The sequence below is a fragment of the Enterococcus sp. HMSC078F03 genome, assembly GCF_001811595.1.
Taxonomy (GTDB): Bacteria; Bacillota; Bacilli; order Lactobacillales; family Enterococcaceae; genus Enterococcus; species Enterococcus faecalis.
Genome location: NZ_KV805556.1, coordinates 152,112 through 164,324 on the forward strand (window position 1 = coordinate 152,112; position 12,213 = coordinate 164,324).

15 protein-coding genes are annotated in these 12,213 nt (G+C 37.9%); 11 read left to right on the top strand and 4 right to left on the bottom strand.

The features are described from left to right. The first annotated feature begins 47 nt into the window (after positions 1-47). Positions 48-938 carry a phosphate ABC transporter substrate-binding protein PstS family protein gene (locus tag HMPREF2810_RS06255; protein ID WP_002357425.1) on the top strand — a complete coding sequence of 297 codons (891 nt, stop codon included), beginning with the start codon at positions 48-50 and terminating at the stop codon, positions 936-938. A gap of 41 nt (positions 939-979) precedes the next feature. Here HMPREF2810_RS06255 and pnpS read toward each other — a convergent pair whose 3' ends face one another. Continuing rightward, a complete protein-coding gene (gene pnpS / locus HMPREF2810_RS06260) occupies positions 980-2,755 on the bottom strand; it encodes a two-component system histidine kinase PnpS (RefSeq protein WP_002390658.1) in 1,776 nt (591 codons plus the stop codon). After that, a complete protein-coding gene (locus HMPREF2810_RS06265) occupies positions 2,752-3,462 on the bottom strand; it encodes a response regulator transcription factor (RefSeq protein ID WP_002357427.1) in 711 nt (236 codons plus the stop codon). The genes pnpS and HMPREF2810_RS06265 overlap by 4 nt, the downstream gene beginning before the upstream one ends. Positions 3,463-3,624: 162 nt before the next feature. Between HMPREF2810_RS06265 and HMPREF2810_RS06270 the strand changes: the two genes are divergently transcribed. The 3 genes from HMPREF2810_RS06270 to ffh all read left to right on the top strand — a co-directional run bounded on the left by HMPREF2810_RS06270 (position 3,625) and on the right by ffh (position 5,934). Next, entirely contained in the window at positions 3,625-4,089 is a 465-nt protein-coding gene (locus HMPREF2810_RS06270) for a 2-thiouracil desulfurase family protein (RefSeq protein WP_002369322.1), read from the top strand. An 83-nt stretch (positions 4,090-4,172) separates the two neighbouring features. After that, complete coding sequence (locus HMPREF2810_RS06275; RefSeq protein WP_002369323.1) at positions 4,173-4,511, top strand: putative DNA-binding protein; 339 nt, start codon at positions 4,173-4,175, stop codon at positions 4,509-4,511. 4 nt (positions 4,512-4,515) lie between these two features. Then, complete coding sequence (gene ffh, locus HMPREF2810_RS06280) at positions 4,516-5,934, top strand: signal recognition particle protein (protein WP_002361897.1); 1,419 nt, start codon at positions 4,516-4,518, stop codon at positions 5,932-5,934. 74 nt (positions 5,935-6,008) lie between these two features. Here ffh and HMPREF2810_RS06285 read toward each other — a convergent pair whose 3' ends face one another. Both HMPREF2810_RS06285 and HMPREF2810_RS06290 read right to left on the bottom strand, forming a co-directional pair. Beyond that, positions 6,009-6,764 carry a MerR family transcriptional regulator gene (locus HMPREF2810_RS06285; RefSeq protein ID WP_002357431.1) on the bottom strand — a complete coding sequence of 252 codons (756 nt, stop codon included), beginning with the start codon at positions 6,762-6,764 and terminating at the stop codon, positions 6,009-6,011. 117 nt (positions 6,765-6,881) lie between these two features. After that, a complete protein-coding gene (locus HMPREF2810_RS06290) occupies positions 6,882-7,436 on the bottom strand; it encodes an NADPH-dependent FMN reductase (protein ID WP_002357432.1) in 555 nt (184 codons plus the stop codon). Positions 7,437-7,577: 141 nt separating this feature from the next. Between HMPREF2810_RS06290 and HMPREF2810_RS06295 the strand changes: the two genes are divergently transcribed. The 7 genes from HMPREF2810_RS06295 to HMPREF2810_RS06325 all read left to right on the top strand — a co-directional run bounded on the left by HMPREF2810_RS06295 (position 7,578) and on the right by HMPREF2810_RS06325 (position 12,176). Next, positions 7,578-8,381, top strand: a complete 804-nt coding sequence (locus HMPREF2810_RS06295; protein WP_002369325.1) for a GNAT family N-acetyltransferase — start codon at positions 7,578-7,580, stop codon at positions 8,379-8,381. 146 nt (positions 8,382-8,527) lie between these two features. Next, positions 8,528-8,803 carry a 30S ribosomal protein S16 gene (gene rpsP, locus HMPREF2810_RS06300; RefSeq protein WP_002357434.1) on the top strand — a complete coding sequence of 92 codons (276 nt, stop codon included), beginning with the start codon at positions 8,528-8,530 and terminating at the stop codon, positions 8,801-8,803. A gap of 11 nt (positions 8,804-8,814) precedes the next feature. After that, positions 8,815-9,060, top strand: coding sequence for a KH domain-containing protein (locus HMPREF2810_RS06305; RefSeq protein WP_002357435.1), 246 nt, complete (start codon positions 8,815-8,817; stop codon positions 9,058-9,060). Between the two features lie 120 nt (positions 9,061-9,180). After that, complete coding sequence (locus HMPREF2810_RS06310; RefSeq protein WP_002357436.1) at positions 9,181-9,747, top strand: hypothetical protein; 567 nt, start codon at positions 9,181-9,183, stop codon at positions 9,745-9,747. A gap of 214 nt (positions 9,748-9,961) precedes the next feature. After that, a complete protein-coding gene (gene rnz / locus HMPREF2810_RS06315; RefSeq protein WP_002360200.1) occupies positions 9,962-10,903 on the top strand; it encodes a ribonuclease Z in 942 nt (313 codons plus the stop codon). Next, complete coding sequence (locus HMPREF2810_RS06320; RefSeq protein ID WP_002357438.1) at positions 10,904-11,692, top strand: SDR family NAD(P)-dependent oxidoreductase; 789 nt, start codon at positions 10,904-10,906, stop codon at positions 11,690-11,692. It begins immediately after the preceding gene. Between the two features lie 16 nt (positions 11,693-11,708). Then, positions 11,709-12,176: a LapA family protein gene (locus HMPREF2810_RS06325; protein WP_002369327.1), complete on the top strand. Its 468-nt coding sequence runs from the start codon at positions 11,709-11,711 to the stop codon at positions 12,174-12,176. The last annotated feature ends 37 nt before the right edge of the window (positions 12,177-12,213 follow it).

The window sequence follows — 12,213 nt, forward strand, 5'->3', positions numbered from 1 at the left end:
AGTCTTGGTAGACTAAACTTGTAACTAATTGAAAAGGAAGTGCAAAGATGAAAAAACGTGTAATTGCAGCAACTATGCTGAGTCTAGGGTTATTATTAACTGGGTGCGGAGCTCAAGGAGGCACAACTGAAAAATCCAGCGAAGCGGATAGTAACAAACCAGTTAAAATTGTCGCTGTTGGTTCCACCGCTTTACAACCGTTAGTAGATGCTGCGAAAGATCAATTTACACAAGAACATCCTAATTATACAGTTTCTGTCCAAGGTGGCGGCAGCGGAACAGGACTTTCGCAAGTTGCAGATGGCGCAGTGACCATTGGAAATTCCGATGTGTTTGCCGAAGAGAAAGATGGCGTGGATGCCTCTAAATTAGTCGATCATCGGGTGGCCGTGGTCGGTATGGGACCAGTGGTCAACAAAGAAGTCGGCGTGAAGAATTTAACGAAGCAACAATTGATTGATGTCTTTACTGGCAAAGTCAAAAACTGGAAAGAAGTGGGCGGCAAAGATCAAGAAATCGTCGTAATAAACCGCGCAAACGGAAGTGGCACCCGAGCAACATTTGAAAAATGGGGCTTAGATGGAGCTAAACCAGTTCAATCACAAGAACAAGATTCTTCGGGAACAGTTCGTAAAATTGTTGAACAAACACCAGGAGCAATCAGCTATTTAGCTTTTTCTTATATGGATGATTCCACTGTTGCCTTAAGCATTGATGGTGTTGAACCAAAAGAAGAACACGTGAAAGACAATTCATGGAAAATCTGGTCTTATGAACATATGTATACAAAAGGGGAGCCTAATAAAGAAGTAAAAGCCTTCTTAGACTATATGGTCACCGATGATGTTCAAAAAACAATTGTCAAAGACTTAGGTTATTTAGCCATCACAGACATGCAAGTAGAACGTGATGTAAATGGAAAAGTAACTGAAAAATAAACAAAAAAACTCAGCCAATAAACAGGATTGGCTGAGTTTTTTTAGGCTTCTTTTTTTGTTAAAGGCAAGGTGATTGTAAAAGTGGTCCCTAAGCCTAAGTGACTATCAATGGCGATTTTACCGCCTAATAATTCTGTGTAATTTTGGACAATAGCTAGACCTAGACCGGTGCCACCAGAATGACGGCTACGTGCTTTATCGACACGATAGAACCGTTCAAAGATCCGTTCTTGGTCTTTTTGACTAATGCCAATGCCAGTATCTTGAACAGATAAACGTAATTGCTGATTTTCTATAGCATAAGAAATAGTAATCTGACCATTTTCTTGGGAATACTGAATGGCATTTTCAATTAGATTCTTCACGATTGGATAAAACAATTCGTATTTGGTGAAAAACTGGCTCTCTGGCAGACCATGAACGACTGTTTTCAGCTGTTTTGCTGCCAATTGTTGCTGATAAGAACCGAGAATTTCTGTAATAAATTTTTCTAAAGTAATTTCTTGTTCTGCATAAGGAATTGTCGCGCTGCCCCGAGAAAGTTCTAAAATTTCTTGAATTAATTGTTGCAGACGCTGGGCATCTTTTTGCATGATGTGCAAAAATTGATTAAGGACTTCCGGATCTTCTTTGGCACCGTCTATGAGTGTCTCGGTAAAGCCCAAAAGAGAAGTGACAGGCGTTTTTAATTCATGAGACACGTTTGATACAAAATCTTTTTGCATTTTTTCTAGTTGGCGAACGCGCGTTAAATCATAGGCAATTCCTAACACTTGATAATCATTGGCGCTTTGATCATCCAAGTAACGAAGAGAAAGATCTAATCGTAAAGGTGTTGGTCCTTGTGTCACAGTGATTTCTTGATGTAAACTGTTTTTTTCAGCGACGACTTGATGGATTAAATGAATCAAATCGGCGTCTTGAATCACTTCGAGATAATTGCTTTGCATATTTTTAGCAGAGAGTCCTAACATTTCCTGCATTTTAGGGTTCAACAGACGAAGCCGTCCTTGCGTATCAATGATAAAGACACCAATCATCAACTCATCTAAAAGTTCGTGAAATTGCTCATCCGCAGACGTATACGCTTTATACGTTTGACTTACTTGTTGACTCAGTAGGTTAATAGTTTCGTAAAGTTCATTCCATTCAGAAGATTGCTGGATAATGGATCGATTTTCATCTGGATGTTTAAGCATTCGTTTCAGAATCGGTAAGACAGTCACTAGCGGTTGATTTTTTTGCCGTAACAATAAAAAGATAAACAAGGTAATTAGTAGGAACAAGATGCCAAATGTAAAGATAATATAGCGACGAAAAGATTGAATATTTTTAGAAAATAGCGCGGTTTGTTCCGAAATCCGAATAATGCCAACGATTTCTCCTGATTTTAAAACAGGCGTGGCAACGTACAGAAGTTCTTTATTTAACGTTTTACTCTTTCGTAAAGCTGAACCATAGGTAGCTCCTGATAGAACCGCAGCGATTTCAGGTCGTTTTTTGTGCGACTCTAGCGGTTCATTTTGGCTGCTGTCAAAAAAGACGGTACCATTTTTTTGCAACAAAGTTACCCGTTCTTCTGCATCATCTAACGCATGGGTGACAAGGAGTTGTTGTTGGTTTGTCAGTTGCCCTTTTTCGAAAACGGAAGGGGGCAACTGGTCTGTTAAAAGGGTATTTTTTCTTCTTAAATAGGTTTCTTGCTGAGCAACCATTTCTTTTTGAAAGAAAAAATTGGTCGCTGCAATACTCCCGACAAATAATAAAAGCATGACTGCCGCAACTAAAAAATATTCAATCCGCAGTCTCTTTTTCATCGTTTTGGCTCCTGAAAACGGTAGCCAAAGCCACGGACAGTTACTAAGTAAACGGGCCGTTTGGGATCGGGCTCGATTTTATCACGTAAATGACTAATGTGGACATCGACGATGCGACTTTGTCCAGCGAAGTCATATTGCCAAATTCGTTCCAACAAGGTTTCCCGATTAATGACCCGATCTTTGCGTTTCATGAAGTAAACGAGTAATTCAAATTCTTTCGGTGTTAGCTCAATGGGCTGATTGCGCACAAAGACTTCATAATTTTGTTCATCCACACGAATCTCGCCAATCACAAGCGGAGCTTTAGGTGTGTCCTCTTGAAGCGTTTCGGTCGTGGTAGGTTTTAAACGACGGAAAATAGCTTTCATGCGTGCTAGGACTTCTCTGGGACTAAAAGGTTTTGTTAAATAATCATCTGCCCCAATTTCTAAGCCGATGATTTTATCTACTTGTTCATCTTTGGCAGTTAAAATCAAAATAGGCGTGTCAATTTTTTCTCGACGAAGTGCTTTGGTAATTTCTAAGCCATCCATACCAGGAAGCATTACATCTAAAATTATAAAATCATATTGATTAGACAAAGCTAATTCGAAGCCGTTTTTACCATCTTCGGAAGTAGTCACCTGATAGCCTTCTTTTTCCAAATTAAAGGTTAACAAAGTTAAAATCGATGGTTCATCATCGACGACAAGAACTTTTTTCATTTACATAACTCCTTCAAGAAATTTCTGAAAATAAGTGTATATTTCACTATTGTTAGTTTAACATATTTTTAGAGGAAGAACGTACTTTAAAGTAAGCGAGAATGCTACTTTTGAGAAAAGTCAACTCATGGTATAATAGAGAAATGAAATGAGGAGAAGCGAATGATTGGTATTAGTAGTTGCTTAGGTGGGATTTGTTGCCGTTACGATGGAAAATCTCAAGAACAAGAAGCGTTAAAACAACTTGTAACTAATGGAAAAGCAATAATGATTTGTCCCGAAGTTTTAGGGGAGTTGCCTATTCCACGTCCGCCAGCAGAAATCATTGGCGGGGATGGCTTTGATGTTTGGGCGAATACTGCTTATGTATATACGGATAACGGGGAAGATGTGACTGAGACATTTAAAGCAGGGGCACAACGCGCGTATCAAAAATTAAAAGCCCTACAAATTACAACCTTGATTTTGAAAGAAAAAAGTCCCAGCTGTGGCAGCCAGCTGATTTATGATGGACAATTTTCTGGCATTAAAAAAGCTGGAGTTGGAGTCGCAACTGCTTATTTTATTCAACAAGGAATGACCGTTTATTCTGAAGAAACATGGCAACTTGCGGACATTTCTTTTTAAAAGGTAAAAACTTAGTAAAAAAAGATTGACTATTCCCTATGAAATCGGTAACCTATAAGGGATTGAAGATGGGAGCACGGCTCATGGAAATGGAAAAAACAAACCGCATGAATGCGTTATTTGAATTTTATTCGACATTATTAACGGAAAAGCAGATGAATTATATGGAGCTTTACTATGCTGATGACTTTTCTTTAGGAGAAATTGCGGAAGAATATGAGGTTAGTCGCCAAGCGGTTTATGATAACATTAAACGAACCGAAAAAATTTTAGAAGAATACGAAAAAAAGTTACATCTTTATTCAAACTATGTTGTACGGAAAGAATTTCTTGAACAACTACAGCAGTATGTTCAAGAAACTTATCCCAAAGATAGTGAAATCAAAAAATATATTGAACAAATTCAAGAAATAGAGGAATGAAACTATGGCTTTTGAGAGTTTAACAAACCGCCTACAGCAGGCAATGAGTAAAATCCGTCGTAAGGGAAAAGTTTCCGAAGCCGACGTAAAAGAAATGATGCGAGAAATCCGTTTGGCTTTATTAGAAGCCGACGTTAATTTACAAGTGGTCAAAGATTTCACAAAACGTGTCAGAGAACGGGCAGTAGGAGTCGAAGTATTAGAAAGCTTATCACCAGCCCAACAAATTGTAAAAATTGTTGATGAAGAATTAACGAAAACGTTAGGTTCAGAAACGGTTGAACTGAATAAATCTCCAAAAATCCCGACAGTGATTATGATGACAGGGTTACAAGGGGCTGGTAAAACAACTTTTACTGGTAAATTAGCAAAACACTTAATGAAAACTGAAAACGCTCGTCCGCTTTTAATCGCTGGTGACGTTTATCGTCCAGCAGCGATTGATCAGTTGAAGGTTTTAGGTCAACAATTAGAAGTTCCCGTTTTTGATATGGGAACAGATGCTAATCCAGTGGAAATTGTTCGTCAAGGGTTAGCATTAGCAAAAGAAAAGAAAAATGATTATGTCTTAATTGATACGGCCGGCCGTTTACACATTGACGAAGCTTTAATGGACGAATTGAAACAAATTAAAGAGTTGGCTGATCCCAATGAAATTCTGTTAGTTGTTGATGCGATGACGGGGCAAGATGCTGTCAACGTTGCAGATAGTTTTAATGAACAGCTTGGAATTACTGGGGTTGTTATTACCAAAATGGATGGCGATACTCGTGGGGGGGCTGCGCTGTCAATTCGGGCAGTAACGGGTGCTCCGATTAAATTTGTCGGTTCTGGTGAAAAATTAACCGATTTAGAAATTTTCCATCCCGATCGTATGTCGAGTCGTATCCTAGGTATGGGGGACATGTTGACGCTAATTGAAAAAGCGCAACAAGATTACGATGAGAAAAAAGCAGAAGAACTTGCTCAAAAAATGAAAGAAAACAGTTTTGACTTTAACGATTTCATTGAGCAATTGGATCAAGTTATGGGCATGGGACCGATTGAAGACTTATTAAAAATGATCCCTGGAATGAGTAACATGCCTGGTATTGAAAATGTCAAAGTCGATCCAAAAGATGTGGCACGGAAACGGGCGATGGTCTTATCAATGACCCCTGCAGAACGTGAAAATCCTGATCTATTAAATCCTAGTCGCCGCCGCAGAATTGCAGCTGGTTCAGGAAATAGTGTGGTTGAAGTCAATCGTATGATTAAACAATTTAAAGAATCCAAAAAAATGATGCAACAAATGTCCAAAGGGGATATGAACATTCCTGGTATGGATCAAATGTTAGGTGGCGGCGTTAAAGGCAAGCTAGGTAAAATGGCCATGAATCGTATGATGAAGAAAAACAAAAAGAAGAAAAAGAAAAAAAGATAAACAGGCTTTAGTTAATTATTGGAAGAAACAGAAAGTGCGTCATCAGTCTCTTCGACTGATGGCGCACTTTCTGTTTAAGCGTAGTTTTGGATAATTGCGTTTAACGCTTCGGCAAAACCAGCGCCGTGTTGTTCATAATATGACGTAAATCGTTCATCGCCAACATACATAAGGCCTAACCCTTTGTGTGCTTCTGGCGAATAGCTTGACCAAGAGTACATTAACCAATCTTTGTGTAATTGGAAAATTTCTTGCGCAAGTTGGCTAGTCAACTTGGGTGATTTTTGATACATGGCTAACTTAGAAAATAAATCTTTTTCCACGTTCTGCATTGCTTGCATGTCTTTTTCCGTCAAGTTTAAATATTTTTTGTTGGCTTGTTCAATCGTTTCGTTGCCATATTTTTCCCGAATCTCTTTACCATATTTTTCTTCGTTTTCTTGAACTTTTTGTTGTTTGAATGCTTCGAATTTTTGCTGATCTGACATGTTTATCTCTCCTTTGTAATGGTGTAAGGTTTGTTGAACAGAGGCTAAAAGACGATCAATTTCATTGCGCTTTTCCAATAGTTTTTGTTGATGCTCGTATAAAGCCTGTTCAACATTAAAGTCAGGTTGCTCCAAAATTTCTTTAATTTCATCTAGTTTCAGATCCAATTCACGGTAAAAAAGAATTTGTTGCAAACGATTCACCTCGGCTTGCCCGTAAATTCGATAACCAGAAGAATTAATTCTGGCTGGTTGAAGAAGACCAATTTCATCATAATATCGTAACGTCCGTGCACTGACGCCAGATAGTGAAGCCATTTTTTTAATTGTATATTCCATCATTCATTCCTCCTGACAAAATCTATCATAAACCTTTACGTAACGAGAGGGTCAAGCAAAAAAATAAAAAAAGTGAGACAACCTGTAAAAAGTTGCCTCACTTTTTCTCGATTGATTCAATTAGGCAGTTAAGCGATTAAAGAAATCCACGTAAGCATCTACAATTGATTGTAAGAAGCCAACAGTGCCATCAATAATTTTACCATCTTCACCAATTAAGTTCGTAATACCGCCAATATAGGCTTCAGGTTGTTGTAAAGTTGGAACATTTAAGAAGACTAATGATTGTCTTAAATGATGGTTCGCACCAAATCCGCTAATTGCACCTGGTGAAACACTCACCACAAGTCCTGGTTTTTTATCCCAAACGCTTTCGCCATACGGACGTGAACCGACATCCAATGCATTTTTTAAAACAGCTGGTACTGAACGGTTATATTCTGGTGTTACAAACATTACGCCATCTACTTGTTTAACTTCTTCACGGAATGTTGTCCAAGCTTCGGTGGGGGTTCCTTCATCATCCAAATCTTGATTGTATAATTCTAAATCACCTATGTTAATGAAAACAGGTTCGAAATCAGCTGGAAATAAGTCCGCCATTGTTTTTGCTACCAATTTGTTAAATGAATCTTTTCTTAAACTCCCTACAAAAATACCAATTTTTTTTGTCATGTAAATCCCTCCATTTTTCTTTTACTTACTTTATGATAGTACTTTTTCAAAAAAAGCGCAAACGTTTTATCCTTGTACATTGTTGAACTTCGTAACTTCACGTATAATAGCTAGTAAAAGGATGAGTAAAGGAGCAACTGCTTGAATAAAAAAATAAATTGGCGCCGACAGTTAACACAGTTGGAGAAACAAACATTGACTGAATTAAAAAACAAGGAAATGATTAAACAAGGAACTTTTTATAAATTGGAACAAACATTTCCTGAGGAATCAGCTTATACTTATTATGGTTTATACAGGAAGGAACAAACCATTCAAGCATATATCGTAGGGTATTGTTTTGATGGGGAAACCTTGGAAGCGACGATTGTTGCGCCAAATGTAGGACCATTTTTTGAAGAACTTGTTCAAGAACTCGAAAAGCAAGCAGCTTTGTGGGGAATGAAAGAAGTCTTTCTCGTGATGGACGACAAGCAATCTGTTGGCCTGAATTATTTTAATAGACAAGGAATTGTGCCAGCTTTTTCAGAACAGTATCTGGTTTTTCAAAGAGAAACTTACTCACAGGCGTTGGCGAAGCTGACACTTCTCCGACCACAAGTGGCTGATTTGGATTCCTTGGCTAGGTTACTCGAAGGTACGCCTTTGCCGGAGGACCTTCAACGAACACTTATTTATAAAGAAAACAATCAACTTTTAGCCACGCTACGTTTGGATCATTTTGAAAACGAATGGGGGATTTATGGCTTTGTTGTGACAAAAACGCAACGAGGTCGCGGTCTTGGCCGTCAAGTGTTACAGTCTGCGCTCCGAATGATTTTAGAAAATTCAGCTTCAGCGACTATTTTTTTAGAAGTTGAAACAGAAAATCAAGCAGCGCTTCATCTCTATCAAACAGAAGGCTTTCAAGTGAGAAACCAGTACAACTATTATCAAATTTTGTAAAAATTCTTCATTATTTCGTTTGTTTTCCTGCAAATTGGCTAAAAAAATTGAAAAAAAGTAAAGGTGTCAAGAAAAAACTCTTTACAGGTTGTTGTTAATCTGTTAAACTAACTCTTGTGATTAAGTTAATGGAGGTGTATTTAATAATGGCAGTTAAAATTCGTTTAAAACGTATGGGTTCTAAAAAGAGTCCTTTTTACCGTATTGTAGTAGCTGATTCTCGTTCTCCTCGTGATGGACGTTTCATCGAAACTGTAGGTACTTACAACCCTTTGAAAGACCCTGCAGAAGTAGTTTTAAAAGAAGATTTAGTTTTAGATTGGTTATCTAAAGGTGCGCAACCTTCTGATACAGTTCGTAACATCCTTTCAAAAGAAGGCGTTATGAAAAAACATCATGAAGCTAAAAACGTTAAGAAATAAGGTGATTGAACATGGCAGATGTGAAAGAGTTAATTTTAACTATTGTCCGTCCGTTAGTCAGTCAACCTGAAGCAGTCTCATTAGAAATTGAGGAATCAACTGATTTCCTCGAGTATAATTTGACTGTGGCCAAAGAAGATATTGGACGTATCATTGGTAAACAAGGGCGTGTTGCAAAAGCAATTCGGACAATTGTTTATAGTGTACGTATCGATGGTCCGAAAAAGGTCCGTTTAAATATTCTTGATGGTAAATAAGCATTAACAAGGAGGTAGCCTAGCTATCTTCTTTTTTTATACATAACCAAAAAGTTTTCATTGCTAGAGATAGGCCTTTCTTGCTAAAATAGATGTATCCAGAATAAAGGAGCGATTTGTATGGCAAAACGAATTATCATTATGAACTTTGATATTGAAAGTAAATCGTACCAAGCATTTTCCGAAATAAAAAAGATGCAGGCAGAAAGACAGCTTAAAGGTGAGCAAATGGCGGTTGTTACGCATGTTAATGATGGCCAGCATCAATTTAAAATCAATGATTTTATCGATTTTACAGGCAACAATCATACATCAAAAGATAGCATGATTGGGATGCTAGTAGGCATATTAGGTGGTCCTCTGGGCATTCTTTTTGGCTGGTTTGCTGGAAGTATGTATGGTGCAAGCAAAGACGCCAAAGAAATTCAAGAAGCACAAACGGTTTTTGAACATGTGATTCAAAAGATTGATGAAGGACAAACGGGATTGTTATTAATTGCAGAAGAAGAAGACAACCGTCCGCTCAACCAATTGGTTATGTTTGACTTAGGTGGCGAAATCACGCGGCTTGATTTAGAGGAAGTCCAACAAGAAATTAACGATGCGAACGAAGTTGCAAATGAAGCGAAACAATCGTGGCAAGCAAAAAAAGAACAACACAAAGAAGCAACATCGAAAGAAGAATAAGGAGCAAAGACTGTTTTCTGAATAAAGGAAAACAGTCTTTTAAAATACTAAGAAATCACGGTTTTTTATGGTAGTTTGCTAATTTTTTGTTATTTTATCGTAAAATACGGTAAACTAAGAAGGAAACTTTGAGAAAATAGATAAATTATTATTTGCTAAAGGAGCAAACTTCTTCTAAAATAAAAAGGAAGTTTAAAAGAAAGTATGGTAGCAGATGGAAATACAATTTTTAGGAACAGGCGCTGGTGTACCAGCAAAACATCGCAATGTCACAGGAATTGCGTTGAAATTATTAGATGAACGAAATGCAGTTTGGCTCTTCGATTGTGGGGAAGGGACTCAATTGCAAATTTTAAAAAGTAGTATTCGCCCAAGAAAAATTGAAAAGATTTTTATTACACATTTACATGGGGATCATATTTTTGGTTTACCTGGTTTGTTAAGTAGTCGTTCTTTTCAGGGCGGGACAGAACCTTTAGAAATCTATGGACCAGTTGGGATTGCTGACTTTGTCAAGACTTCTTTACGGGTCTCGCAATCGCGGTTGTCCTATCCACTGAAATTTATTGAATTAACGAAAGAAAATGACGTTATTTTTAAAGATAAACAATTCACTGTTCGCTGTAATATCTTGGACCATGGCATCACGAGCTTTGGCTATCGAATTGAGGAAGCAGCGCATGAAGGAGAATTACAAGTAGAGAAACTTCAAGCTTTAGGGATTCCTTCTGGGCCGTTGTATGGCAAACTCAAACGTGGTGAAACGATTGTTTTTGATGGACAGGAAATTAATGGACAAGCGTTTGTGGGAGAGCGTAAACCTGGACGAATCGTGACGATTTTAGGAGACACTCGCAAAACCAAAAATAGTGTAACTTTAGCACGACGAGCGGATGTTTTAGTCCATGAAAGTACGTTTAATAAACACGAAGCAAAAATGGCAAAAGCCTACTTCCACTCAACCAGTCAACAAGCAGCTGAAGTTGCAAAAGAAGCGCAAGTAAAACAACTTATTTTAACGCATATTAGTGCCCGTTATTTAACCAAAGAGGCCTATCAGCTTCAAGAAGAAGCCCAAGAAATTTTCCCCAATACAAAAATCGTAAAAGATATGGATATCATTGAGATTCCATTTGCCAATGAAGGAGGAGCTTAGATGGATTTAACAAATAAAGTCGTTGTCGTAACTGGAGGTTCAGCTGGTTTAGGTGAACAAATTTGTTATGAAGCAGCTAAACAAGGGGCGGTCGTCGTTGTCTGCGCCCGCAGAATTAATTTGATTGGTAAAGTTCGCGAGCAGTGTGCTGTTTTAAGCGGACGAGAAGCATTTTCTTATCAATTAGATATTGCCGATCCAGAAAGTGTTGAACGTGTGGTTGAAGCTATTTCAGCAGAAGTTGGTCCTATAGATGTTTTAGTCAACAATGCTGGTTTTGGCTTGTTTGAAAATTTTGTTGAAATTGACTTGGCTGTTGCACGCCAAATGTTTGATGTCAACGTTCTAGGAATGATGACGTTTACTCAAAAAGTAGCTATTAAAATGATTGAAGCTGGGCAAGGACATATTATCAACGTTGCTTCAATGGCTGGGAAGATGGCTACAGCTAAATCAACCGTTTATTCTGCAACGAAATTTGCTGTGTTAGGTTTTTCAAATGCTTTACGTTTAGAATTGAAACCGTTGGGTGTAGCAGTAACGACTGTCAATCCAGGACCAATCCAAACAGAATTCTTTGATAAAGCGGACCCGACAGGCACATATCTAGCTGCGGTGGATAAAATTGTTTTGGACCCTACGAAATTAGCGAAAGAAGTGGTTGGGAGTATGGGGACTTCTCGACGTGAGATTAATCGTCCATTTGTCATGGAAGCGGCAGCCCGCTTTTATACATTGTTTCCACATTTAGGAGATTTCATAGCGGGAAATATTTTAAATAAAAAATAAAGGAGTCGATCAAGTCATGAAAAATCAATGGCGTGTTATTTTGGGCCTTGTGTTGGTCTTAATTGTTGTTATTTTTGCTGTTTTAAATAATCAAGCTGTTCCAGTAAACTTTGGTTTTACTAAAATTAGTGGACCGTTAATCTTAATTATTTTAGGTTCTGCAATTATTGGCGCACTAGTTGGATTACTAACCTCCACAACCACCATTTGGAACCAACGTAAGGAATTAAAAGCTGTACAAAAAGAGTTGGATATTTATAAAAATGATATGGATAAATTAGTCAAAGAAGAAACGGAAAAAGTTCAACGTTCTTTTGATAATCAATTGGCTGATTTGCAAGCCAAACAAGCGGCAGCACCACAAGTCTCAGAACCAGTGGTCAACGAACAAACGTCAAACACAGAAGTAGACGTAACGCCTGTGTCAGGTAGTCGTATTGATCGTTATGTGAAACCTCGTGTGAATGAAGAGGAACAAAAATAAGGAAGAGACTTTATCACTAAGTTTCTTTTAAAATAAA

Excerpts from the sequence above, each read along its gene's own strand:
- HMPREF2810_RS06255 (WP_002357425.1), top strand. The coding sequence starts at position 48 with ATGAAAAAACGTGTAATTGCAGCAACTATGCTGAGTCTAGGGTTATTA.
- ffh (WP_002361897.1), top strand. The coding sequence starts at position 4,516 with ATGGCTTTTGAGAGTTTAACAAACCGCCTACAGCAGGCAATGAGTAAA.
- rpsP (WP_002357434.1), top strand. The coding sequence starts at position 8,528 with ATGGCAGTTAAAATTCGTTTAAAACGTATGGGTTCTAAAAAGAGTCCT.
- pnpS (WP_002390658.1), bottom strand. The coding sequence starts at position 2,755 with ATGAAAAAGAGACTGCGGATTGAATATTTTTTAGTTGCGGCAGTCATG.
- HMPREF2810_RS06265 (WP_002357427.1), bottom strand. The coding sequence starts at position 3,462 with ATGAAAAAAGTTCTTGTCGTCGATGATGAACCATCGATTTTAACTTTG.
- rnz (WP_002360200.1), top strand. The coding sequence starts at position 9,962 with ATGGAAATACAATTTTTAGGAACAGGCGCTGGTGTACCAGCAAAACAT.
- HMPREF2810_RS06275 (WP_002369323.1), top strand. The coding sequence starts at position 4,173 with ATGGAAATGGAAAAAACAAACCGCATGAATGCGTTATTTGAATTTTAT.
- HMPREF2810_RS06285 (WP_002357431.1), bottom strand. The coding sequence starts at position 6,764 with ATGATGGAATATACAATTAAAAAAATGGCTTCACTATCTGGCGTCAGT.
- HMPREF2810_RS06320 (WP_002357438.1), top strand. The coding sequence starts at position 10,904 with ATGGATTTAACAAATAAAGTCGTTGTCGTAACTGGAGGTTCAGCTGGT.
- HMPREF2810_RS06290 (WP_002357432.1), bottom strand. The coding sequence starts at position 7,436 with ATGACAAAAAAAATTGGTATTTTTGTAGGGAGTTTAAGAAAAGATTCA.
- HMPREF2810_RS06270 (WP_002369322.1), top strand. The coding sequence starts at position 3,625 with ATGATTGGTATTAGTAGTTGCTTAGGTGGGATTTGTTGCCGTTACGAT.
- HMPREF2810_RS06305 (WP_002357435.1), top strand. The coding sequence starts at position 8,815 with ATGGCAGATGTGAAAGAGTTAATTTTAACTATTGTCCGTCCGTTAGTC.
- HMPREF2810_RS06325 (WP_002369327.1), top strand. The coding sequence starts at position 11,709 with ATGAAAAATCAATGGCGTGTTATTTTGGGCCTTGTGTTGGTCTTAATT.
- HMPREF2810_RS06310 (WP_002357436.1), top strand. The coding sequence starts at position 9,181 with ATGGCAAAACGAATTATCATTATGAACTTTGATATTGAAAGTAAATCG.